General features: G+C 60.5%; 19 protein-coding genes and 1 tRNA gene. 15 read left to right on the top strand and 5 right to left on the bottom strand.

Annotated elements, in window-relative coordinates; genetic code table 11:
- Position 1: 1 nt before the first annotated feature.
- The 3 genes from V1289_RS14050 to V1289_RS14040 all read left to right on the top strand — a co-directional run bounded on the left by V1289_RS14050 (position 2) and on the right by V1289_RS14040 (position 3541).
- Positions 2-1084, top strand: coding sequence for an ABC transporter ATP-binding protein (locus tag V1289_RS14050; RefSeq protein ID WP_334397497.1), 1083 nt, complete (start codon positions 2-4; stop codon positions 1082-1084).
- A gap of 104 nt (positions 1085-1188) precedes the next feature.
- Entirely contained in the window at positions 1189-3039 is a 1851-nt protein-coding gene (locus tag V1289_RS14045; protein WP_334397496.1) for an alkaline phosphatase family protein, read from the top strand.
- Between the two features lie 331 nt (positions 3040-3370).
- The gene (locus V1289_RS14040) at positions 3371-3541 is read left to right on the top strand and encodes a hypothetical protein (RefSeq protein ID WP_334397495.1); all 171 of its coding nucleotides are present in this window, start codon (positions 3371-3373) and stop codon (positions 3539-3541) included.
- 192 nt (positions 3542-3733) lie between these two features.
- On the opposite strand, the gene V1289_RS14035 is transcribed toward V1289_RS14040, so the two are convergent.
- Positions 3734-3919 (bottom strand): hypothetical protein, encoded by a 186-nt coding sequence (locus V1289_RS14035; protein WP_334397494.1) that lies wholly within the window; start codon positions 3917-3919, stop codon positions 3734-3736.
- On the opposite strand from V1289_RS14035, the gene V1289_RS49675 reads away from it, so the two are divergent.
- Positions 3860-4063 carry a universal stress protein gene (locus V1289_RS49675; RefSeq protein WP_442896182.1) on the top strand — a complete coding sequence of 68 codons (204 nt, stop codon included), beginning with the start codon at positions 3860-3862 and terminating at the stop codon, positions 4061-4063. The two genes, V1289_RS14035 and V1289_RS49675, sit on opposite strands and share 60 nt — an antisense overlap.
- Before the next feature lie 118 nt (positions 4064-4181).
- Here V1289_RS49675 and V1289_RS14030 read toward each other — a convergent pair whose 3' ends face one another.
- Both V1289_RS14030 and V1289_RS14025 read right to left on the bottom strand, forming a co-directional pair.
- Positions 4182-5672, bottom strand: a complete 1491-nt coding sequence (locus V1289_RS14030; RefSeq protein WP_334397493.1) for a multicopper oxidase domain-containing protein — start codon at positions 5670-5672, stop codon at positions 4182-4184.
- Between the two features lie 60 nt (positions 5673-5732).
- Positions 5733-7214 (bottom strand): multicopper oxidase family protein, encoded by a 1482-nt coding sequence (locus V1289_RS14025; RefSeq protein WP_334397492.1) that lies wholly within the window; start codon positions 7212-7214, stop codon positions 5733-5735.
- Between the two features lie 95 nt (positions 7215-7309).
- On the opposite strand from V1289_RS14025, the gene V1289_RS14020 reads away from it, so the two are divergent.
- The 3 genes from V1289_RS14020 (at position 7310) to V1289_RS14010 (ending at position 10150) form a co-directional block, all read left to right on the top strand.
- Positions 7310-7642 (top strand): PadR family transcriptional regulator, encoded by a 333-nt coding sequence (locus V1289_RS14020; protein WP_334397491.1) that lies wholly within the window; start codon positions 7310-7312, stop codon positions 7640-7642.
- A gap of 16 nt (positions 7643-7658) precedes the next feature.
- Positions 7659-8888: a chromate efflux transporter gene (gene chrA, locus V1289_RS14015; protein WP_334397490.1), complete on the top strand. Its 1230-nt coding sequence runs from the start codon at positions 7659-7661 to the stop codon at positions 8886-8888.
- Positions 8889-9019: 131 nt separating this feature from the next.
- Complete coding sequence (locus V1289_RS14010) at positions 9020-10150, top strand: acyltransferase family protein (protein ID WP_334397489.1); 1131 nt, start codon at positions 9020-9022, stop codon at positions 10148-10150.
- Positions 10151-10999: 849 nt separating this feature from the next.
- Here the strand turns inward: V1289_RS14010 and V1289_RS14005 are convergent.
- Together V1289_RS14005 and V1289_RS14000 are read right to left on the bottom strand one after the other, a co-directional pair.
- Positions 11000-11066, bottom strand: a tRNA-Arg gene (locus V1289_RS14005).
- Between the two features lie 446 nt (positions 11067-11512).
- Positions 11513-12247 carry a transglycosylase SLT domain-containing protein gene (locus V1289_RS14000; RefSeq protein ID WP_334397488.1) on the bottom strand — a complete coding sequence of 245 codons (735 nt, stop codon included), beginning with the start codon at positions 12245-12247 and terminating at the stop codon, positions 11513-11515.
- 196 nt (positions 12248-12443) lie between these two features.
- On the opposite strand from V1289_RS14000, the gene V1289_RS13995 reads away from it, so the two are divergent.
- From V1289_RS13995 to V1289_RS13960, 8 genes are all read left to right on the top strand, one after another.
- Positions 12444-12638, top strand: coding sequence for a hypothetical protein (locus V1289_RS13995; protein ID WP_334397487.1), 195 nt, complete (start codon positions 12444-12446; stop codon positions 12636-12638).
- 1349 nt (positions 12639-13987) lie between these two features.
- On the top strand, positions 13988-15412 hold the full coding sequence (gene fumC, locus V1289_RS13990) for a class II fumarate hydratase (RefSeq protein ID WP_334397486.1): 1425 nt from the start codon (positions 13988-13990) through the stop codon (positions 15410-15412).
- Complete coding sequence (locus V1289_RS13985) at positions 15388-17100, top strand: NAD-dependent malic enzyme (protein WP_442896181.1); 1713 nt, start codon at positions 15388-15390, stop codon at positions 17098-17100. Before fumC ends, V1289_RS13985 begins: the two co-directional genes overlap by 25 nt.
- A 261-nt stretch (positions 17101-17361) precedes the next feature.
- Positions 17362-17886 (top strand): FUSC family protein, encoded by a 525-nt coding sequence (locus tag V1289_RS13980; protein ID WP_334397485.1) that lies wholly within the window; start codon positions 17362-17364, stop codon positions 17884-17886.
- 71 nt (positions 17887-17957) lie between these two features.
- Positions 17958-18680 carry a YoaK family protein gene (locus tag V1289_RS13975; protein ID WP_334397484.1) on the top strand — a complete coding sequence of 241 codons (723 nt, stop codon included), beginning with the start codon at positions 17958-17960 and terminating at the stop codon, positions 18678-18680.
- Complete coding sequence (locus tag V1289_RS13970; RefSeq protein ID WP_334397483.1) at positions 18677-18931, top strand: hypothetical protein; 255 nt, start codon at positions 18677-18679, stop codon at positions 18929-18931. The genes V1289_RS13975 and V1289_RS13970 overlap by 4 nt, the downstream gene beginning before the upstream one ends.
- 7 nt (positions 18932-18938) lie before the next feature.
- The gene (locus V1289_RS13965; RefSeq protein ID WP_334397482.1) at positions 18939-21023 is read left to right on the top strand and encodes an FUSC family protein; all 2085 of its coding nucleotides are present in this window, start codon (positions 18939-18941) and stop codon (positions 21021-21023) included.
- Positions 21020-21223, top strand: a complete 204-nt coding sequence (locus V1289_RS13960; protein WP_334397481.1) for a DUF1656 domain-containing protein — start codon at positions 21020-21022, stop codon at positions 21221-21223. The genes V1289_RS13965 and V1289_RS13960 overlap by 4 nt, the downstream gene beginning before the upstream one ends.
- Positions 21224-21225 lie beyond the last annotated feature (2 nt).

The raw sequence follows: 21225 nt of genomic DNA, 5'->3' as shown, positions 1-21225 counted from the left end.
CATGATCGAGCGCAGCGAACCAGCCGGCATCTGTCTAGAAGGCGTTTCGGCAACGATGCAGGACCGCAACCGCGGCGCGATCGTCGCAGTGCGCAATGTAGATCTAGATGTCAAGCCGGGCGAGCTGCTGACGTTGCTGGGCCCGTCTGGCTGTGGCAAGACCACTACACTGCGCATGATCGCCGGCTTTCAGGAGCCGAGCGGGGGTAAGATCCTTATTGCGGGCCGTGACGTGACTCATGTTCCGGCGAACCAGCGCGATATCGGTTTTGTGTTCCAGAATTATGCGCTGTTTCCCCATTTGACGATTTTCGGCAACGTCGCTTACGGCCTGCAGGTGCGGAACAAGTCCGCCAGCGAGTTGCAACGAGCGGTCACCGAGGCGCTGGAACTTGTGGGATTAGCCGGGTTTGGGGAGCGTCTACCGAACGAATTGTCCGGCGGTCAGCAACAGCGCGTCGCGCTGGCCCGCGCTATCGTCATACGCCCTCGCGTCCTGCTGTTCGACGAACCGCTCTCCAACCTGGATGCGAAGCTCCGCGTATCAATGCGCGGAGAGATCAGGCATTTGCAGCGGACGCTCAAGATCACGACGGTGTATGTCACGCATGATCAGGAAGAAGCGATGGCCATTTCCGACCGCATCGCGGTGATGGAGGCCGGCCGGATCGTTCAGCTCGATACCGCCGAGGCTCTGTACCGCCGTCCGGGTTCCGCTTTCGTCGCCGGATTTATCGGCCGGGCAAATCTGCTGCGCGCCACCGTCGAGAGCGTGAGGGACGGCCGCATGATGATCGATATCGGCGGCCAAAAGCTTGTCATGCGATCGGAAGGCGCGCCCGCTCCCGGCAATCCCGTCAGCGTCATTGTGCGCCCGGAGTCGATCGCCATCGTTGCGTCGAGTAGCGGTCCGACGGGTGTCGTGCGGACTCGAACTTATCTCGGCGACAAGATTGAGTATGAGGTCACGTTTGGTGGGCAGATGTTGAACATCGTGCGCTTCAATCCGGCAGATGACGAAGAGTTTTTGCCGGGGGATACCGTTTCTCTCCGCATTCCGGAAACAAATGTTCGGCTCGTATGAACATCGTAAGCCTCGATTTGATCCCGGCGGTCGCAGTATCTGATTTGAACACACTCATTCGCTAAGTCACTGTGGTGACTCTCGGAGACCTTATAGGAGATTTTATGCGCCGCTCAATTGTGTTGCTGACCGCCTGCTTGACTATGCTTTCCGCCGGCATAGCGTCCGCGCAGAACAGCGCGCCCCGCAATCTGATCCTGTTCGTGCCTGACGGACTACGCGGCCGGATTGTCACCCCGCAGACCGCGCCTGCGATGGCCGAGGTCCGCGACAAGGGGGTTAACTTCAAGAATTCACATTCCCTGTTTCCGACATTCACCACCGCCAACGCCTCCGCGATGGCCACCGGTCACTACCTCGGCGATACCGGTGATTTCAGCAACACGATCTACACTGGCTATCCAGTGGAGCAGGTGGGCGGCACTGTCGTTCCGTTTCTCGAGAACAATGCCGTACTGGGCAGCGTCGATGAGCATTTCGGTGGCGACTATCTGAATGAGGAGACCTTGCTGAAGCTTGCGCGCGAGAAGGGCTATAGCACCGCGGCGATGGGCAAGCTTGGCCCCACCCTGATTTTCGATCATACCGACCGGGCTGACCGACCCGGCCTGCATTCGATTGTGATCGACGATTCCACCGGCGGGAAGAACGGCGTTCCTCTCTCGCAGGAGATGCAGGACGCGCTGACCAAGGCCAATCTCCCGCTGGCAACCCCGGCGCGTGGCGAGAACGCCAAGGCGGGCGACGCCAAGACGCCCGGCACGGTTGTGCCGAATACCGCGCAGCAGGCCTATTTCGCCGACGTTGCCACCCAGGTCGTGCTGCCGATGTTCAAGGCGCGCAACAAGCCGTTCGTGCTGGTGTTCTGGTCACGCGACCCCGACGGCAGCCAGCACAACAACGGCGATAGCCTGAACAGCATCACCCCGGGCATCAATGGGCCGACATCGCTGGCGGGCATCAAGAACGCCGATAACAATCTCGCACAGTTGCGCAAGGCGCTCGATGATCTGGGTCTCAGTGCCTCGACCAACATCATCATCTCCTCCGACCACGGCTTTTCGACGATATCGAAAGAAAGCAAGACCAGTCCCTCGGCGAAAATCTCCTACGAAGACACGCCGAACGATTTCTTGCCGATGGGCTTTCTCGCCATCGATCTCGCCAAGGCGCTTGGCCTGCCGCTGTTCGATCCGAATGACAAGAACGCACGCGTTGCCGACAACGCTCACCCCAAGGCCGGCAACGGCCTGCTTGGCAACGATCCCGCAAAGCCGGATATGGTGGTCGCCACCAATGGCGGATCGGACCTAATTTATTTGCCCAACAATGACAAGAAGCTCGCGGAGCGCACGGTCAATGCGCTGCTTGAAACGGACTATGTCAGCGGCATCTTCGTGGAAGACGATCTCGGAAAATTCCCTGGCGCGCTCCCGCTGTCCCTACTGAATCTGCGGGGCAAGGCCGTCACCCCGCACCCCGCCATCGTCGTCAACTTCCGTTCGTGGTCGACGGGATGCGATGAACCCACCAATTGTTCCGTCGCCGTTGCTGATACGGTGCTCCGACAAGGCCAGGGCATGCACGGCAGTTTTAGTCGTGGTGACACCCTTAACTTCACGGCAGCTATTGGACCGGATTTCAAGTCGGGTCATGTCGATGCATTGCCTGTCAGCAATGCCGACGTCGGCATGACGGCTGCAAAGATCCTGGGACTAACGCAAAAAGCCAACGGTTATCTGATCGGTCGCGTCATGACCGAAGCGATGCCAAATGGTCCGACGCCGCAATCCTTTTCGGAAACAGTGGAATCGCCACCGGCGGCCAACGGCTTGCGTACCGTGTTGAATTTTCAGCGCGTTCGAACACAGCGCTATTTTGACGCCGCGGGCTTCCCGGGACGAACGCTCGGGCTTGAGGCCGAGGGCGGCAATAAGACGCAATCCAGACCTTGACCAGCACTAGACGAGAAACGGCGCTAAATCCGAGTGGGCCACGCCGAGGCCGTCTTAGGGGCTGCGCGCGCCGGAGCGGCCCGAAGCGATTCCCAAACCCACTGGCTAGCCCGATAGCTGTTCCCAGACGAACTGTTTGGTGCTACTTCTCGTCGTCTTTTCCCCGTCCGTCGCTTCCTTGGCCGGGACTTTTGCGCCGCACGTCGCCGAGCTTGAGGACAACTATGCGCCTCCAATCTTTCATCGGTAGCGCCATGCTTGTGTTGCTACTCGGGCTTGGTGCCTGGGTTGCCCTTCAATACGTCCCGGTGCACTGGCATTAGGACGTGCCATGGTGAAGGAAGCCAAATTTTTTCGGAAACAGGCCGACAAGGCTGAGCGAATGGCGCGCGCTGCCTCTGACCTCGAAGTATCCCAAGGTTTCTTGAACATGGCCAAGGCGTACCGCAGCCAGGCCGACGTGCTGAAGGCCAAACGAAAATCCGGCAAGAAACGGCGCTGAAGGCCGCCTCGCGGTGAGCCCGGAAAGTAAGTTCAGGGGTGTTGTTGCGCTCCGATTTTATGGTAGTTTCCGGTTGCGCGACACCCTATGCCGCGCGTCTTTCTAGACAATGTGACTTAAGCCCCGTCCAAGAATGATCCCCTGGGCGGGGTTTTTTATTTGGTTATTCAAGATGCGATTGACCTAGTTGGATCAATACCAAGTCGCGCTGCAATGATCTTCCGCTTCGGCAAGGTTTTGCTGCGCGCTCGCGCGATGGCCGAGGACAGTGATGTCAAACTCGATACACATGTCATCGTCGGGCATCCGGTGTGAGGCATCGTCGAACTTGCCAAAGAGCTTAAAGTTGAACCGCTCGTTATCGGAGCAACCGGCCATTCAGCGCTCTACGACCGGTTGATTGGCAGCCGAGCCGATCGAATTGTACAACTCGCGCACTGTCCGGTCTTGGTCAATGAAATAAGACATGTCGCCTATTGGTACGAAACTGACGTGCCATCCTGTCCAACGCATGTCCGCTGACGAGGGTTAGATGGACTTCCGAATCGACGTCAATCCTTGTCGCATCCGTTGTTGTTACGACTTGGGCCCGGCGCGTTCGCTTTGCGTCCGGAACGGTTGATCAAGGCGGCCGCTTCGTTCAAACGCACACGTATTGCCCCATCATCCCGGCATCCTGATGTTCGAGAATGTGGCAGTGATACATAAAGGGATGCGCCGGCGTGGCACGGTGATTGAAAGCGACCAGAAGTTCGGCCCTGTCTTCGACAAGAACCACGTCCTTCCAGCCGGCCAGATGAGCAGGAGGCGGCGCGCCCGCGAGCGACGAGATACGGAACGACGCGCCGTGCACGTGAAAGGGATGAGCCATGCCGAACGAGACGATTTCCCACACTTCCAGTGTGCCAAGCTCGGTTTCCGCGTCCATACGGTCCAGGTCGTGAGACTTCCCGTTGATGCACAAGCCGGGGAGCATCCCCGTCTCCGTCGGCCGTTTACCCCCGCATATCCCGCTGTCGAGCACGAACTGGCGACGGCGGACGGCCTTCTCCAAAGCGGCCGCATCGGGCTCGACAAGGCGAGCCGGAAAATCTCTTATCGTTCCTTCCGCCACCGTCGGTTCGAAGCGCATGATCGATACAAAGTCGGTGCTGCCATCCGGCGACACTGCGCCGAAGATACCCATCAGTGGGTCAGGGCCGGTTTCAAGCATGACGGGCTGGCGTTCTGCAAAATCGACAAGGATTTCGAAACGCTCGGCGGGCGAGATCCTGAGTTGCCTCATCGGAACCGGTGTCGAGAGAAATCCGGCGTCCGAAGCGATGACGCGAAACTCCCGACGGTCACTGAATCTCAGGTCGAAGTTCTGTGCATTGGCTGCGTTGAGAATTCGCAGCCGCACCACGCCGGCCCGAACCTTCGCTACCGGGCCGACCACGCCGTTGACGATGATGGTGCTGCCCCGGTTGCCGTATTGGATGGTTTGAGGGTCGGGACGGCGATCGTACAAAAGCGATCCGTCGGAATCGAACGACCGATCCTGTATAATGATGGGCACGTCATCGACTCCGTAGGTCCGCGGTAGGCCCAGGTCGGCGTCGGAGCCGTCATCGACGATGATCAGTCCCGTGAGGCCCATATAAATCTGGCGGGCCGTGTCGTGGTGCAGATTAGGATGAAACCACGCCGTCGAGGCCGGCTGCTCGATCTTGAGTTTCGGGCGCCACGTCCCGCCGGACTTGATGACTTGATGCGGCCCGCCGTCCACATCACCGGGTACCAGAAGTCCGTGCCAGTGCACCGTTGTGTCAAAGCCAAGGGCATTCTCGACAGTCATCTGCACCTCGTCGCCGCGCCGCATGCGGATCGCGGGCCCAAGGACGGGACCCGAGTAACCGTAAGCCTGTGTCGGCTTGCCCTTGAGGAAGGCGTGCCGTCCAGAGGAGACCTTCAGCTTGACCGCGTTGCCCTGTTTGGCAGCGTCGATGAGCGGAGGGATGGGCAGGTGCCGGTCGAAGCGCAACGGATCACCTTGCGCGAGACGACTGCCGACCAGCCCCCCGACGAGGCCGCCCGACATGATCGCGGCGGATCCGATTGCAAACTGGCGTCGGTTCATCGTCGATCGCAAAACGAGGCTCCTTACAACACGCCAGACGAGCAAGCGAGCCCGCGTTCGGTAGCAGTGCCGCTAGGTGTAATCGAACAGCGCCATAAATCCGAAGTCCATGTGCAACTGCTGATGACAGTGGAACAGGGTTTGGCCGGGGTTGTCGGCAATAAAGTCAACTTCCACTTCCTGGTATCCCCCGAGCATGATGACATCCTTGATAATCCCGGCTGTCGGCCTTCCCGCGATACGGGTCAGTTCAAAGCTGTGGCGATGCAGATGCACGGGATGGATGTCGTCGCTGGCATTGCGCATGCGCAGTCGATAGCGCTTGCCCTGGCGCAGGTGAAACATCGGCTCCATCTTTTCCATCGAGAACGCGACGTCGTTGATGCGCCATTCGTTGAAGCCCTGATTGGCGGCGTTGTTTTTGGTGAACGTCATGTCCAGCGTTTCGTCCGGCGCCGGCGCATTCGAAGTCGACTTTCCGAACCGGGTATAGTCCCACTTGAAGGGAGCCGGCTTGGCCCAACTCGGCTTTCCAGATCTGCCGGCGTATTCGACGACAATGCCCATGCCCCTGGTGCGGTCGTCGTCAGCGAGGTCGCCCATCAGCCAGACTCCAGGATGGTTCATTTCTACGACAGCGGAGATGCGTTCTGCCGTCCCCAGCCAGAGGATCGGGACCTTGCTCGGAGTCGGAGCGGGATTGCCGTCCAATGCGATCACTTCAAATGTGTGTCCGGGGAGGGCGAGGCTGCGGATCTCGGTCGCGCTGCCATTGACGATATGAAACAGCACCCGCTCGCCTTGCTTGACGCGGATCGGATCGCCGTGACCCAACATCCGGCCATTGATAGAGAATAGGCTGTAACCGACCTCGAAACCGTGCGGCATTCCCTTGGCCAATGAGGCGCGCATCGCGGACTCGCCGGCCTCTTCAAGCGCCTTGACCCGGGTTGCGGGGACCAGAAAGTCCATCGCCATGTCGCCGCCGCGACTGAGCGCCGGCTGGAATTCCTTGAGCATCAGGAACACTTCGCGATCGTGACGGCCCGGGTCGTTTTTCGGCTCGATGTAAACGGTGCCCACTTGTCCGCCATATTGGCCGCCGGACAGATCCGCGCCGGGCGTCAGATGCGTGTGATAGAATCGCAATCCCGCCGGCCCCGGCGTGAAGGTAATACGGCGCATACCATGTGCCGGAATGAACGGTGTTCCCTCCTCGGAGGCTCCGTCAACGTCAACCGGCAGCGTCTGTCCATGCCAGTGAAGCTGCTCCGGCGTATCGGTATCGTTGTGGATATCGACGACGACCTGCTGGCCCTCCTTGAAGCGCAGCAGGGGTCCCGGAAACTGCCCGTTATAAGTGGTGGTGGAGATGATGCGGTCCGGCGCCAATTCCACGAGCCCGTTGCCGATCCGGATCGTGTGACCCGCCGCGCCTAGCGGCGATCCTGAGGCGCTACCGTCGGCAGACTGAGCTTGGGCGAACCTGGGAAGCGCCGCCGCAAGGACGGCCATACCTGCGCCCTGTAGAAGGCCGCGACGACCCAGCGACATGCCGATTTCTCCGGTTGGCGTATTCACTATTGAATTTCATTATCGAACTGCGATAGTCAAGTTCGATCAAATCACAACCAGGGCATCTTGCCGGGATGGACCATCGCGATTTGCTCAGCGGCTTCGTTCGCCTGCATATTCTTCATCATGCTGCCGAAGGAGAATTGTACGGCCAATGGATGATCGAGGAGTTGGCCCGCCACGGGTATCGATTGAGCCCGGGAACGCTTTATCCGTTGCTGCACGGATTGGAGAAGAAGGGATACCTGGTTTCGCGCACGGAGCGCGAGGGGCGCACGGCGCGAAAATATTATCGGGCAACCCCGCTCGGCCGCAAGGCGATCAAATTGGCCACGGGAAAGGCGAAAGAATTGTTTGGCGAAATCGTGCCGGATCAGCGGCACGCGAAAACAATGAAGAAAAGCTAAGCCGATGGATGCTCCTTTGCCCACCAACACTGGAGCGGACGGCCCGCAGGGCGACTTGGACCGCGGCTCGCCCGGCGAGGTCTTTCAAGTCTTTTTGAAACTCGGCGTCACCTCGTTCGGCGGCCCCATCGCGCATCTCGGTTACTTCCGGGACGAACTGGTGGTACGGCGCAAATGGCTTAACGAGACCGCCTATGCTGACCTAGTCGCGCTCTGCCAGTTTCTTCCGGGACCGGCCTCCAGCCAGGTCGGCTTTTCCCTCGGTGTTCTGCGCGGCAACGGGCTCTTGGGCGGCCTAGCCGCATGGTTCGCCTTCACGATGCCCTCGGCCTTGATCCTGTTCGCATTTGCCATGAGCGCAGCCGCATTCACCGGACCGGTTGCCGAAGGCTTCCTGCATGGGCTCAAACTCGTTGCCGTCGCGGTCGTCGCACAAGCCATCTGGGGCATGGCGCGAAGCCTCACACCCGACCGCGCCCGCGCTGGGATCGCGCTTGCCGCAATTGCGATCGTTGTATTTTTCTCCGGATCGTTTGGACAGATCGCAGCGATTGCGACGGGCGCCTGCGCGGGTCTCTGGCTCTGCCGAGGTGAGGTCGCGCCGGTTTCCGGGTATCTGAATTTTCCGGTCACCAGGGCGGGCGGGCTCATCGCGCTCTTTCTCTTTGCAGCACTTCTCTTGATTCCTCCGTTCGTCGTCACCGCGACCGGCTCTCAAGGGCTCGCATTGTTCGACGCCTTCTACCGGTCGGGAGCCCTCGTTTTTGGCGGCGGCCACGTCGTGCTTCCGTTGCTGCAGGCTCAAGTGGCTGCACCGGGATGGGTCACCAACGAGTCATTCCTGGCTGGCTATGGACTTGCACAGGCGGTGCCGGGACCGCTCTTCACCTTTGCCGCCTATCTTGGAGCGGCGATGGTCCCGTCGCCGAACGGCGTAGCCGGCGCAACCATTGCCCTCGTCGCGCTGCTGCTGCCGGGCATGCTACTCGTCTATGGCATGCTGCCGTTTTGGGATGCGTTGCGTACGCGCCCGGCCGCTCAGGCCGCGATGCGCGGCACCAACGCAGCGGTGGTCGGCATCCTCGGTGCGGCCCTCTACAACCCGGTGTGGACTAGCGCGGTCCTGACGCCGCGCGATTTTGCGCTCGCGCTGGGCGCCTTTCTGCTGCTCACCGTCTGGAAGCTGCCGCCCTGGATCGTGGTCGCGCTGCTGGCCGCCGCCGGCACGCTCTCAGGTCTTGTGTGAGACGTCCGGCACTCGATGGGCCGGCAGGTCGGCCCCTGAAACGCTGAAACCCCGCGAATTCCGGCCACAACCGTTAACAGCATATTTAGCGGCCGCGCCGATGATGCGTGGTCCTTTTCGGGAGGCGAAACGTGCCTAAGCCAAACGACCGTTCCAATCAGTCGCGGGTGCCAGGGCTCGACCTGTTGCGCCTGGTGGCAGTGGCGGCGGTCGTTTTCTATCACTACGGATTCTGGGGGCCGGCCTCGCACGGTGTGCCGCAGGTCGCGCTTCCGTATCTCGCCTCCTACGCGCAATACGGATTTCTGGGCGTTCCCATCTTCTTCACCATCAGTGGATTCGTGATCGCCTATTCCGCCGAGGGCCGAACCCCCGTCGGCTTCGCCATCGCGCGGTTCAGCCGCATCTATCCGACTTTCGTGTTCTGCATGACGTTGACGTTCGCGACGATCCTTCTGCTCGGCGGCACGAATTTCGAAGTCAGCTTCGCGCAGTGGCTCGCCAATCTGTTTGTCGCCGCGCCCGCTCTCGGTCAATCCTATGTCGACACGTCCTACTGGTCGCTAGTGATCGAAATCGTGTTCTACGCCTGGGTGGCGACGTTCTTGGCGCTCGGACTCTTCCCGCGCCGCATCGACGCCATCATCCTGGTCTGGCTCGGCATCACCTTCGCCAACGAACTCACGATCGACGCGCCGATCTTCGAGAAGCTGTTCATCGCCGACGACAGCGGGTTCTTCGCCGTCGGGCTGCTGATCTACGAACACTACAGGGGCCGCCGGGACCTCAAGCTCTATAGCATCCTCGCGCTTTCGGTAGGTACGTCCGTCTTTCAGGCGATCCACAAGCTCGAGCACCTCGGCGTCCATACTGGCGGTGCATTTGACGCGCGCATCGTGGCCGCGATCTGCCTCGTCTCGATCGCGGTCACCTTTCTCGCGACCCGGATTCGGAGGCTGCCGCTGCCTGCCGGATTCGTCCTCGCTGTCGGTGGCATCACGTATCCGCTTTATCTGCTGCACATGCAGATGGGCTATACGATCCTCGCTGGTGTGGCTCCGGTCCGCAACGCCGAACTGTGGACCACCGCGATCGTCTCCGGAGCCGTCATCCTGGCTTGGGCGACGTGGCGATTTGTAGAACGTCCCGGTCACCGATGGACAAAGGACAGCATGACGGCCTTCGCCGCGAAACTCGGATGGAGATCGCATCCAAAAGCGACGGTCGCCAACGAGAGCACGCCAGCTTCAACTCGCAGTTAGCCTTCCGACCGAATGTCCGGGATTGGCGACGGTCGTTGAGGTGCGGTTAGATCCAGCTAGCTCCCGCTGGCTGGACCTAGTCCAAACTTCCTCTTGATGGATTGGACCGACCGAGATTGTCGTGCCTCTCACGCCTGATGAGGCGCCGTACCCCTTTATGCCGAGATGGTGGCATCAACGCATCAACTGCTCCTCTCGAGTTCAACCGCTCGGATTTATGCGAAGGCACCAGATCACGCTCGATCATTTCGGTTCCGGGATCAGCTGTGACCAAATGTGCGAGTGGGATACTTGTGCGCCAGGATCGTCGTGCCACTTCAAATGGCCAAGACCCGCCCCATTGCCGTCACGTGGGCTGGCAGCCTCGTCTAGGTGCTGAGCAGGATGCTGCTTGGCTGGCGCGAAATTGCTGCGGATCACAAAGAGCGCGTCGCAACGAGCACGGCCGCCGCCGATACGTGGAAGATGTCGCAGGCGTTGTTGTTCGTCCTATTTAGGAGGCGTCCACGATCCTCGATGCACCGGTGTGGCGGAGAGCGGGCATATCAAGCGACAGCTAACGATCACGTAACGTCACGAATGCGCTCGTTAGAACTCAAGAACATGCGGATCTTGCTGTGTCGTCGTGTTCCAACTCAGACTAGCGTGAGCGGCGGCTGCGAGCGCCAATCCGACCGCTTATGGATACGATAGCTGTTCTTAGACAGGCGGGCTTCCAACCGACGTCGTCAGTAGCCGAGCTATCTGCATTCGGTGGCGATTTTCGCCAGATTGCTTACTCGCTCGAATGAGGCAGAACTGGAATTTCGGTTCGGGCGCGCATATCGCGTTGTAAAATAAAGAAAAAGCTGGCGCACCCGACACGATTCGAACGTGTGACCTTTGCCTTCGGAGGGCAACGGTCGGCCACTCCTGCGAGATGGCAGGCCGCTGCAGCGCTGCAGCAGCTGGTCGCCAAGTTATCCTGTAAGGGAGTGAAGATCTTTTATCAGGACGGACGTGGCAAGACGTTTTCAACATCCCTTGAAGTTGGAAGAAACAAATCGTGGGCCGAGACCACATGCTACAAAAGTGATACCCTGTCCATTTGTTCCATTCGGAATTGAGTGTGCTTCACAGGATCGAACTAATCCTTGGCCGACGGGTGTCCCACTAGACGGTTCGAAAGGCGCGTTACCATCTCTCCCTTCACCGTCTCCACCTCAAGCTCAAAAGCCGAGTAACAACCAACAAAGCTCACCAGAGTTAACGTCAATCGGCAGGCGTGCTCAATGCGGCGTGATCACCGCGGATTACCGGACGCTCTTCCGGGTCGCGTCAGCCTGATTGGGTGGGCTGGCACTGTAACACATCCATTTGACGCTAATTCCGGCCGTTGGCAGCAAGGCGCAGAAACTGCCGCTTCATCGCATTGACCTTGGCGAGATATGCCGCGACGAGATGATCGCCGCAGCGCTCGCCGGCCATCATCTGAAAACCACGGTGCACGAAGGCCGAGGCGGGACCTGCGCCGCAGAGATGGATGAATGCGGCGAGATCCTGCTTCTGCTGCGGGCTTGCCGCTGCGTCTGGCGCGCGGGCAAGAACTGCCGCGACATTGTGGTCCAGGTACACGGCCGCGAGCTCGATGGCATGGCTCGGGACCGCGCGGGTATAGAGGCCAGTGAACCCGCAGTCGGTATCTAGGACAGCGTTCCCTCGGATACAGTAGCGTGCCGCCTCGGCGTAAGCCGCATCGGTCATCTGGTACATGCCCACAGCGCTCGAGGCGGGCTTGTACACAGCGAAGGGATTCCAGGTGAGCTGCCAGCGCCAGTAGGTGCGCGCCACCGGATTGCCGGTGCTTTCGACCTGCGCCAACGCGGCCAGCAGCTCGGGCGTGATCGTGCTGGTGGAATATGTGTGGAAGAGCGGTTCGTACCGCCGCCACGTTTCGATCGGTTCCTTGTCGAGCGCCCCGCCGACGAAAAAGAGCAGCTCGCTCGGCTTGCGGACAACGTGATAGACGAGGTTTGTCAGCGAGAATGCCGCGAGGACGAGCGCCGCGAGGCAAACGATCCGAACCGCCCGCGGTGCTGCGGTCAGCGTCCGTCGCACCAAGCGCGCGCCTCGCCAGCGGCTGACGCGGCGGAGCAAGGTGTTCCAGCTTTGCCTGACGCGCGTCTTGCGAGAGCGGGACTTGGCAGTGCGCGGCGAGGACACGCGGATGTTTGGCCTGTTGTGCGCCGGCATGCGACAGCCGGCCGGCGTGGTGTGATAGGGAGTGGTGTTCAGAGTGGTTCAGCGCCGGACGATGTCGCACACCGACATGGGCATCGTAGGCCCGACGACCGACACCTTCATTCTCTTCGAGAACGGTGTCGGGCGCAACCTGTCCCTGTCGGAAACCTTATCTGGCTGGCGGTTGCGCGCGCAGGCCGGGACGAAGGAACGACCGCCGGGCACGAACGAAGGAACAGTGCGAAGTGAGGAGCTATCGATGACGTAACCAACATCCCTCAGCCGGTCGTAGCGTCGGCATGCAACGCTATGGATGTCATCACCGACGAATGCTCGAACGATGTGGAGGTCCTCCAGCCCGGCACCGGAACACCTCGGGCGTGGTCCGGGCAGCTTCCGTTACTGAAGAGGTGCCCTTTAGCTCCGCAATTTACGCAAGTGCACGCCGAGCGCGCCTCAGCTAGTTCGATTGCCTCGTCGATCGCGTGTTCTACGCGGCTCGGAGGATTGGCTTCGGCCTTCCAATAGATCGACAAGCGACCGTATCGCTCCAAGATCTGGGTGAAATGTACTGGGTATCCCACCGCAGCGGCAGATACTCGCTCTGCCAACTTGGTTACGATTTCGCGCCACCCGTCACCGCAGGTAGGATAACCACTTGCAACGGGAACGCCGCGAAACGTACGGACGAACAGGTCCGGATGGAGATCGACAAGTTGCTGGTGCCAGGTCTTCGTCAACGTGCCCCCCTGTTCGGGGCATGTGGCGCCGAAGGGACTGGCCGGGCATGACTATCGATCCGTCTGGCCACCCTTGCTTCAGCGTCAAGCTGTCGCGAGAGATCAACGGCGAGTAGCGGACCTCACTCTCCAACCCACGTGCCGCCGTGAAAAGGTAGCAAGGTTCGAAGTTCTCGATGAGTCCGGCGACGAGGTTTTCTGCTTGTGGGGAGTGCCCCGAATGCAGCAAGTCTGAAAAAGCTGGAGCAATTGTCGAAGCGGCCCACGCATCGGGCCCTGCTATTATCTACCCGCCAGTCGGCCGGCGACCCAACAACCGCCAAGATAGGATTGGCGACACCTTCGCACGCAAACGCGTCGTTTCGCTTGCGCCACGACGTCTATGGCTGCGCCATCGGAGATGAACCAGGACGTGCCCGCCGTGCCCTCGGCCGGGTGGGCGAGGAGAGCTTATGGGCGTCGTTCGTTCCGCGATACGATTTCCGCATACATTTTATGTGGTCGCCGCCCCGATCCTATTTCTGGGCATCACAGCAGGCATCCAGGTGCTTACCGAGATCCTGCGCACGCGGGACCTCACGATGAAGGGCGTTCAGTTCTCAAAGGTCGCCTCCTTCTGGTATGGCGCGAGACTGGATAGACGTCTTCCACACAGGAGCGCGCTGCTCTCGAATGGGCGGAACCGCTCACTCTCATCTCCGAGACGCATGCGCCGGAGGAAATCTACCGGGACATCGCCGCCCACTTCACGGAGAAGGAAATGGTCGATTTCACGATCGGCCTGGTGAGCGTCTTCACCCGCATCGCCATGGGATCCGGGTGGGATCCCGCCTTCTCATGACATGCGATCCCTTACGTAGCAAACAGGAGATGAGTCATGACTGCGTTGAGAAAAGAGACCGACAGCCTCGGCGTCGTTGAAGTGCCCGCTGACAAGCTGTGGGGTGCTCAAACACAACGTTCCCTCCAGCATTTCAGCATCGGCCAGGATCTTATTCCTCGCGAGATGGTCACGGCCTATGCGACGCTGAAGAAAGCCGCGGCCATCGCCAACCATGCCGGCAAGCGGCTCGACGATGAGCGTTACAAATTGATCGTTCAGACCTGCGACGAGATCCTTGCTGGGAAGCACCACGACATGTTTCCGCTGCATGTCTGGATGACCGGCAGCGGTACCCAGTTCAACATGAACGTCAACGAAGTGATCTCCAACCGCTGCTCCCAACTCGCTGGCACGGCGCTTGGTAGCCACGCGCCGGTTCATCCAAACGATCACGTCAACATGGCGCAATCGTCGAACGATACTTTCCCTTCCGCGATGTGCATTGCCGCCGCCGTCAATGTGAAGCAGTGCCTTATTCCGACGGTGGCTGCATTGCGAGATGCTATCAACATCAAGGCTAAAGCTTGGGACGACATCGTCAAAATCGGGCGCACCCACATGCAGGACGCCACGCCTTTGACATTGGGTCAGGAGTGGTCCGGCTATGTCGGGATGCTGTCGGACAATCTCGAGCGGATCGAAGCTGCGCTGCAGGGGGTATACCGCCTGGCGCTCGGTGGTACAGCGGTCGGCACGGGCATCAATTCGGCGCCCGACTTTGCCGAAGCGACAGCCGCCGAGATCGCGAAACTAAGCGGCCTGCCGTTTGTCACTGCACCGAACAAGTTTACCGTTCAGGGGGCCCACGACGCGCTGGTGCAGCTTTCCGGCACGCTTCGCACGTTGGCGGTCTCGCTCTACAAGATCGCGAATGACATTCGCTTGATGTCGTGCGGCCCCCGTGCCGGCTTCGCCGAGCTTGAGATTCCCGAGAACGAGCCGGGGTCTTCGATCATGCCCGGCAAGGTCAACCCGACCCAGTGCGAAGCGCTCACCATGATCGCCGTGCAGGTGATGGCCAACGATGTAGCCGTGGGTTTCGGCGGAGCAGGCGGCTACCTTGAAATGAATGTCTACAAGCCCTTGATGATCTACAACACCATGCAGTCGATCACGATCATGACCGACGGCTGCACCAATTTCCGAACATTCCTAATCGAAGGCACAAAGCCGCACCTTAAGAAGATCAACGAATATGTAGAGCGCTCATTGATGCTGGTGACGGCGCTTTCACCGGTCATCGGTTACGACAAGGCGTCGACGATCGCGCACCATGCCATAGATAACGATCTCACTCTCAGGGAGGCCGCCTTGAAGCTGGGCTTTATCAGTGAGGCGGAATTCGACCGCATTGTCGATCCCAAGAAGATGGTGAAGCCCTACGTGGCGGCTGCATCTACCGAGGTCGACGCAGCCTGAAACTTATCACAAGCCGAGCCAAACAGGAGAACGAGATGACTATCAACAAGCATGGAATGGAACTGCTTCAGGATCCTTCACTCAATAAGTCTACGGCATTCACCGAGGCGGAAAAGCAGGCGCTTGGAATCGTCGGCCTCGTGCCGGACGTCACCGAGACGATGGACGTGCAACTGAGCCGGGTGATGATGCAGCTCGGTCATAAGACCACAGACATCGACCGCTACATCTATCTCGTCAATCTGCTCGACCATAACGAGACGCTGTTCTATCGCACCATCATGTCGGATCCGGCGCGCTTTCTGCCAATCGTTTACGATCCTACGATCGGAGAGGCCTGCTTGAAATTCGGCCATATCTATCGCCAGACGCGTGGCATGTATCTATCGATGACGCGCCAGGGCGGCGTGAAAGAAGTCTTGAGAAACTGGACACAGAAGGACGTCCGATTCATTTGCGTCACCAACGGCGGTCGTATTTTGGGTCTCGGGGATCTCGGGGCCAATGGCGCAGGCATCCCAATCGGCAAGCTGCAGCTCTACACCGCCTGCGCCGGAGTGCCCCCGCAATATCTGCTGCCCATGTATCTTGATGCCGGCACCAACAACGAGCAATATTTGCACGATCCTCTGTATTTGGGCATGCATAAAACACGGCCGCCGACCGAGGAGCTCTATTCCTTCGTCGACGAGTTCGTCGAGGCCGTGCAGGAGGTCTTTCCGAAATGCTGCATCCATTTCGAGGATTGGACCGGCGTGGACGCCGTCCGCCTGCTTCAGCGCTACCGCGACAAGTACTGTGTCTACAACGACGACGTACAGGGCACGGCCGGGATCACGCTTGCCGGCATGATCAACGCAGCGAAGATCAAGGGAACGAACCTTAAGGACGAGAGGTACCTGTTCCTCGGTGCCGGCTCGGCCGGCATCGGTCTTGCCAATCTCCTGTGTTCTGCGTTGGTTGCTCAGGGGATGACTCTGAAAGACGCGCAGTCGCGGGTCTACATGTTCGACGTCAATGGCCTGCTTGAGTCGACGCGCACTGATCTCGTCGATTTTCAGAAGCCGTACGCGCACAAGCACGCGCCGACGCGGGACTTTGTCACTGCGATCGAAAGCATCAAGCCGACGACGATCATCGGTGTAAGCACGGTCGGAGGCGCATTCACGCAGACGGTGATTGAGGCCATGTCGCGCATCAACGAGCGTCCCGTCGTGCTTGCACTATCAAACCCAACCGAGAAAGCCGAGTGCACGCCCGAGCAGGCGTATACCTGGTCGAAAGGCAAGGCGATCTATGCCGCCGGCGTACAGTTTCCGCCGGTTCAACTTGACGGGCAAACATTCCTGCCGGGGCAGGCCAACAACTTCTACATCTTTCCGGCCGTCGGAATGGCGATCTTTGCCACCCAGGCCTCGCGGGTCACTGATGAAATGTTCATCGAGGCGGCGGCCAGCGTAGCGGATCAGGTTGCGCCCGAGTTGCTGAAGCAAGGGCTCCTCTATCCGCTGCAGGCGAATATCCTGGAAACGGAAATTCAGACCGCATCACGTGTGGCCAAGCTGGTGTTCGACTCCGATCTTGCTCGTGTCCCGCGTCCTGCCGATATTGTCGGGTTCATTCGTAGCCATGTCTACAAGCCGGAATACACCGAGCTTGCGACAGCGAAAGCGGCGCAAGCGGCGTAAGTAAATCCGCTGCTCGACGAAGTCCTCGCCGCGTGGCGAGGACCTCACTTGTGGTCGGCTCCCGGCCCCTAGCCCGTGGCGCCTACAGGCATTTCCTGCGAGCGCCCATACGCACCATTTGCCCAAATACGTCTCGCGAAGGCCTGCGAGCGCTGCTGATCGAACACTCTTTTGCAACTCGAAAGAGTGCCTGCCGGCTGACGCGTATTCGCTCCACCGAACCCAGTTCTCTGTAACGATCAAAGCCATGGAGATACCACAATGACGACACGCAAAGCTATCGCGGCAGCAGCGCTGTTTGCTTTGAACATGGCGATCGCCTGTACAATCACCTACGCTATCATAACCCACGTCCTGGCTCCATTCGTCGACAAGTCCGACGACCTTCTCGGCGGGATGTGGGCCGTGGTCGCAACGGTGTTCGTGTTCAGAGACACCCGCGTTCACACCTTTTCTGCAGGAGTGGCGCGCCTTGCCGCGACGACACTGAGCATAGTGCTGTGTCTTCTGTATCTGTTGATTTTCCCATTTTCGGGCTTGGGCATGGCGGCGGTGATCGGCCTCGGCACGTTCGTGATCATGCTACTGGGTCGGCCGGACGACATCATCACGACTGGGATTACGACGGCGGTCGTCTTGGTGGTTGCGAGGATCAGTCCTGAAAACGCGTGGCATCAACCGCTATTACGGTTTGCGGACACCCTCGTCGGAATTGCGGTTGGTGTTTCCTACAGGTGGATTGGGGCTTATGCCTTTTTCCATGCTGTCGGAGCGCGGGTCCGATGATGGCCTTCCCTCAGAACCGGTCAGCAATCGCAGCGAAGCCAGCCTGCTGGGTTGCTTCGGCGAGTGCCGGCATGTCTGTACCGTCGGTTGACGATTCACTTGGCACCAAGTTGCTCCCCTTCGCGTTGAGCATGGTCGCCGGAAGCGTGGACATCATCGGGTTTCTCGGACTCGACGGCCTGTTCACCGCCCATATCACTGGCAACATCGTGATTCTTGCTGCGAAGCTTGTGGCCGGCCAGCAGGCGCCGGTGTCCTATTTGATCTCCGTCCCGGTGTTCATGGTCGTGTTGGCGCTGACCAGACTCTTCGTCACCGGCCTGGAACGGATCGGCATCGCGTCCTTGCTGCCTCTGCTCCTGGTGCAGTTCCTCTTGCTCTTGACGTTTCTCGCCATTTGCCTCGCGCGCTGGCCACGCATCGAGCCGGGTACCGCGATCATGATCCTCGCGGGCATGCTGGGCGTATCGGCCATGGCTGTGCAGAACGAGGTCGCGCGAATCTCGCTGAAGGGAGCGCCCTCCACGGCGGTGATGACGACGAACGTCACCCTCCTGGCGATCGATGTCGGAGAGATACTATTCGGCCGCAATCCGCGCGTAGTGGCGCGGCAGCGCGCCAAGCGCACCTGGCCCGCAATTGTTGGCTTCCTGCTCGGCTGCGCCATCGGTGCGGCATGCGAGTCCGCTTTTGGCCTGCGGTCCCTGATGCTACCGGCCGGCATTGCCCTTGTAGCGCTCGTCATGGGAATCACGGCGCTACGGGCTCATCCCGTGGAAAGGAAAGCAGCATGAGCATCGTCCGAATTCAAACCGACGGCCTGCGCAAAGTCGAGGTGCCCGCGGCGAAACTCTGGGGCGCCGCCCAGACCCAGCGCTCGCTCGAGCATTACCGCAGGAAGATCACCGAATATGTCAACCGTTCGCTGATGCTGGCAACCGCGCTCGCGCCGGTAATCGGCTACTGGTTCGTCAAAGAGCAGACATTCGATCGGATTGTCGAACCGGCCAACATGGTGAGGTCCTACCTCGCCGCGGTGATCTGAGGGACGCATGGCAGGCGCCATCGACCAAGGCAGGTGGGTGCCGGAAAAGACCGTCAACAGATGCGCGGAGGCTCTGGCGAACGCCGCGCGGGTCGCTGGCCCGCCGCTGCTGTTCGGCTTACGGCTCTGGGCTTCGGTCTGTCTCGCCCTTTACGTCGCCTTCTGGCTCGAACTCGACAACGCCTATTGGGCAGGCGCTTCTGCTGCGGTCGTCTGTCAGCCCCAGCTCGGAGCTTCGCTACGCAAAGGCTGGTTCCGGATGATCGGAACCGTGGTCGGCGCCATTGCGATCGTGGTGCTGACCGCATGCTTTCCGCAGAGTCGGATCGCCTTTCTCGGGTTCCTGGCTCTTTGGGGCGGTCTATGCGCTTTCGGCGCCACGGTGCTCCGCAACTTCGCATCCTACTCGGCGGCGCTCGCCGGCTATACCGCTGCAGTCATCGCCGCCGATGCGCTCGGCGCCACCGGAGGCCCGAGTCCGGAGGTCTTTTGGGTGGCAGTCTGGCGCGCCAGCGAGATCTGCATCGGGATCGTGTGCGCCGGCATCGTCCTCGCCGGGACCGATCTCGGCGGCGCACAGCGGCGGTTGGCAGCGTCATTCGCCGATCTGGGGGTTGCGATAGCGGGCGGATTTACCCGCATGCTGGCCCTTGCCGGGCAGGAACTGCCGGACACGCAGCCTCGCCGGCGCGAGCTCATCCGCCACGTGATCGCGCTCGAACCGGCAGTCGACCAGGCGCTCGGAGAATCCAGCCACCTGCGCTACCACTCGCCGACATTGCAGGCCGCCATCCACGGCCTGTTCAGAGCGCTCGATGGTTGGCGTGGAGTTGCCACACATTTGAGCCGCTTGCCGCACGACGTGGCGCGGCAGGGCGTGGAGACCATCCTGTGCAGCTTTCCACCTCAACTGGGATCGGGGCAGGAATCAGGCGCCCCGGCTCGCTGGATGGATGATCCCATGGCTCTACGTAGCGTTTGCGAGAATGCGGTGCGGACGCTGCTCGCCCTACCGGCGGACACACCATCGCTGCGGCTGCTCGCCGACGCGGCAGCGAACGTGCCGGACGGCATTCTGGACGTGCTCGACGGCCTGCAACTGCTAACCGATGCTGCTGGCCGCCCTCTTCCTGACCATCGCGGCTTCCGACTAAGTGTACCCGATTGGCTACCTGCTCTCATCAATGCGGCGCGCGCATTCGTCACGATCGGCGCGGTCGAGCTCTTCTGGCTTGAAACAGCCTGGCCGAACGGCGCCTCGACCATAGTGTTCAGCGCGATCGTCGTCTTGGTGCTTTCGCCGAGCGGCGATCTGGCCTACAGCGGCGCTATCGCGTTCGCACTCGGCACCGCCGGTGCCGTCGTCTGCGCGGCAATTATAAAATTCGCTGTGCTGCCGGCCCACGAGACACTCCCGGCCTTCTGCCTCGCCATCGGTCTTTTCCTGGTACCGGCCGGCTTCGCGATAGCCCGAAGCCGGCAGCCTGCCGCGGTCGCCGTGTTCACGGCCATGGGAATCATCTTTGTCCCTCTCCTGGCGCCCGCGAACCAGATGAGCTACGACACAGCGCAATTCTACAATTCGGCGCTAGCGATTGTCGTGGGCTGTGGCGTAGCACCGGTCACATTTAGCCTGTTGCCGCCGCTGCCACCCGCGCTGCGAGCGCGCCGGCTGGTCGCCCTAACGCTGCGCGAACTGCGCCGCGTCGCGATCGCCCCAGTGCCACCGAGATCGGACGACTGGGAAGGCCGCGTCTACGGCCGGCTTGCGGCGGTGCCGGACGAGGCCGAGCCGTTGCAGCGCGCACGGCTGCTGGCGGCGCTGTCGGTCGGCACCGAGATTATCCACCTTCGCCACATTGCGCCGCGCTTTAGAGAGGCCGCAGAGCTCGACGCCGCGCTCGCGGCCTTCGCGCAGGCAAACAGTGCGATCGCAATCGCAGGGCTGCGTCAACTCGATCGCCGCTTGGCCTCAGGTCCTTACGCCGGGCCGGAGGCGGCGATCGCGCTTCGAACGCGCAGCCGCATCCTGGTCATGTCCGAAGCGCTTGCCGAACATGCCTTTTACTTCGACTCAGGAGCGCCTGCATGAGGTTCGCCGAGATCGAGCTGTTTGGCGTCTATGTTGCGCCGATCTCGCTCATGATGGTAGCTGCCTGGCTCGTCACAATCGCGCTGCGCCGGATCGCCAGTCGCTTCGGCTTGCTGCGATATGTCTGGCATCCCGCCCTGTTCGTGTTTGCCGTTTACATCATCGTTCTCTCGTCCTGGACCGTGATAATCGCCCGCTGAGC

Source organism: Bradyrhizobium sp. AZCC 2289, from assembly GCF_036924615.1.
In the GTDB taxonomy this organism is placed as follows: Bacteria; Pseudomonadota; Alphaproteobacteria; order Rhizobiales; family Xanthobacteraceae; genus Bradyrhizobium.
Note: the sequence above shows the minus strand (reverse complement) of the source record. Positions and strands in the feature narration are given on the sequence as shown.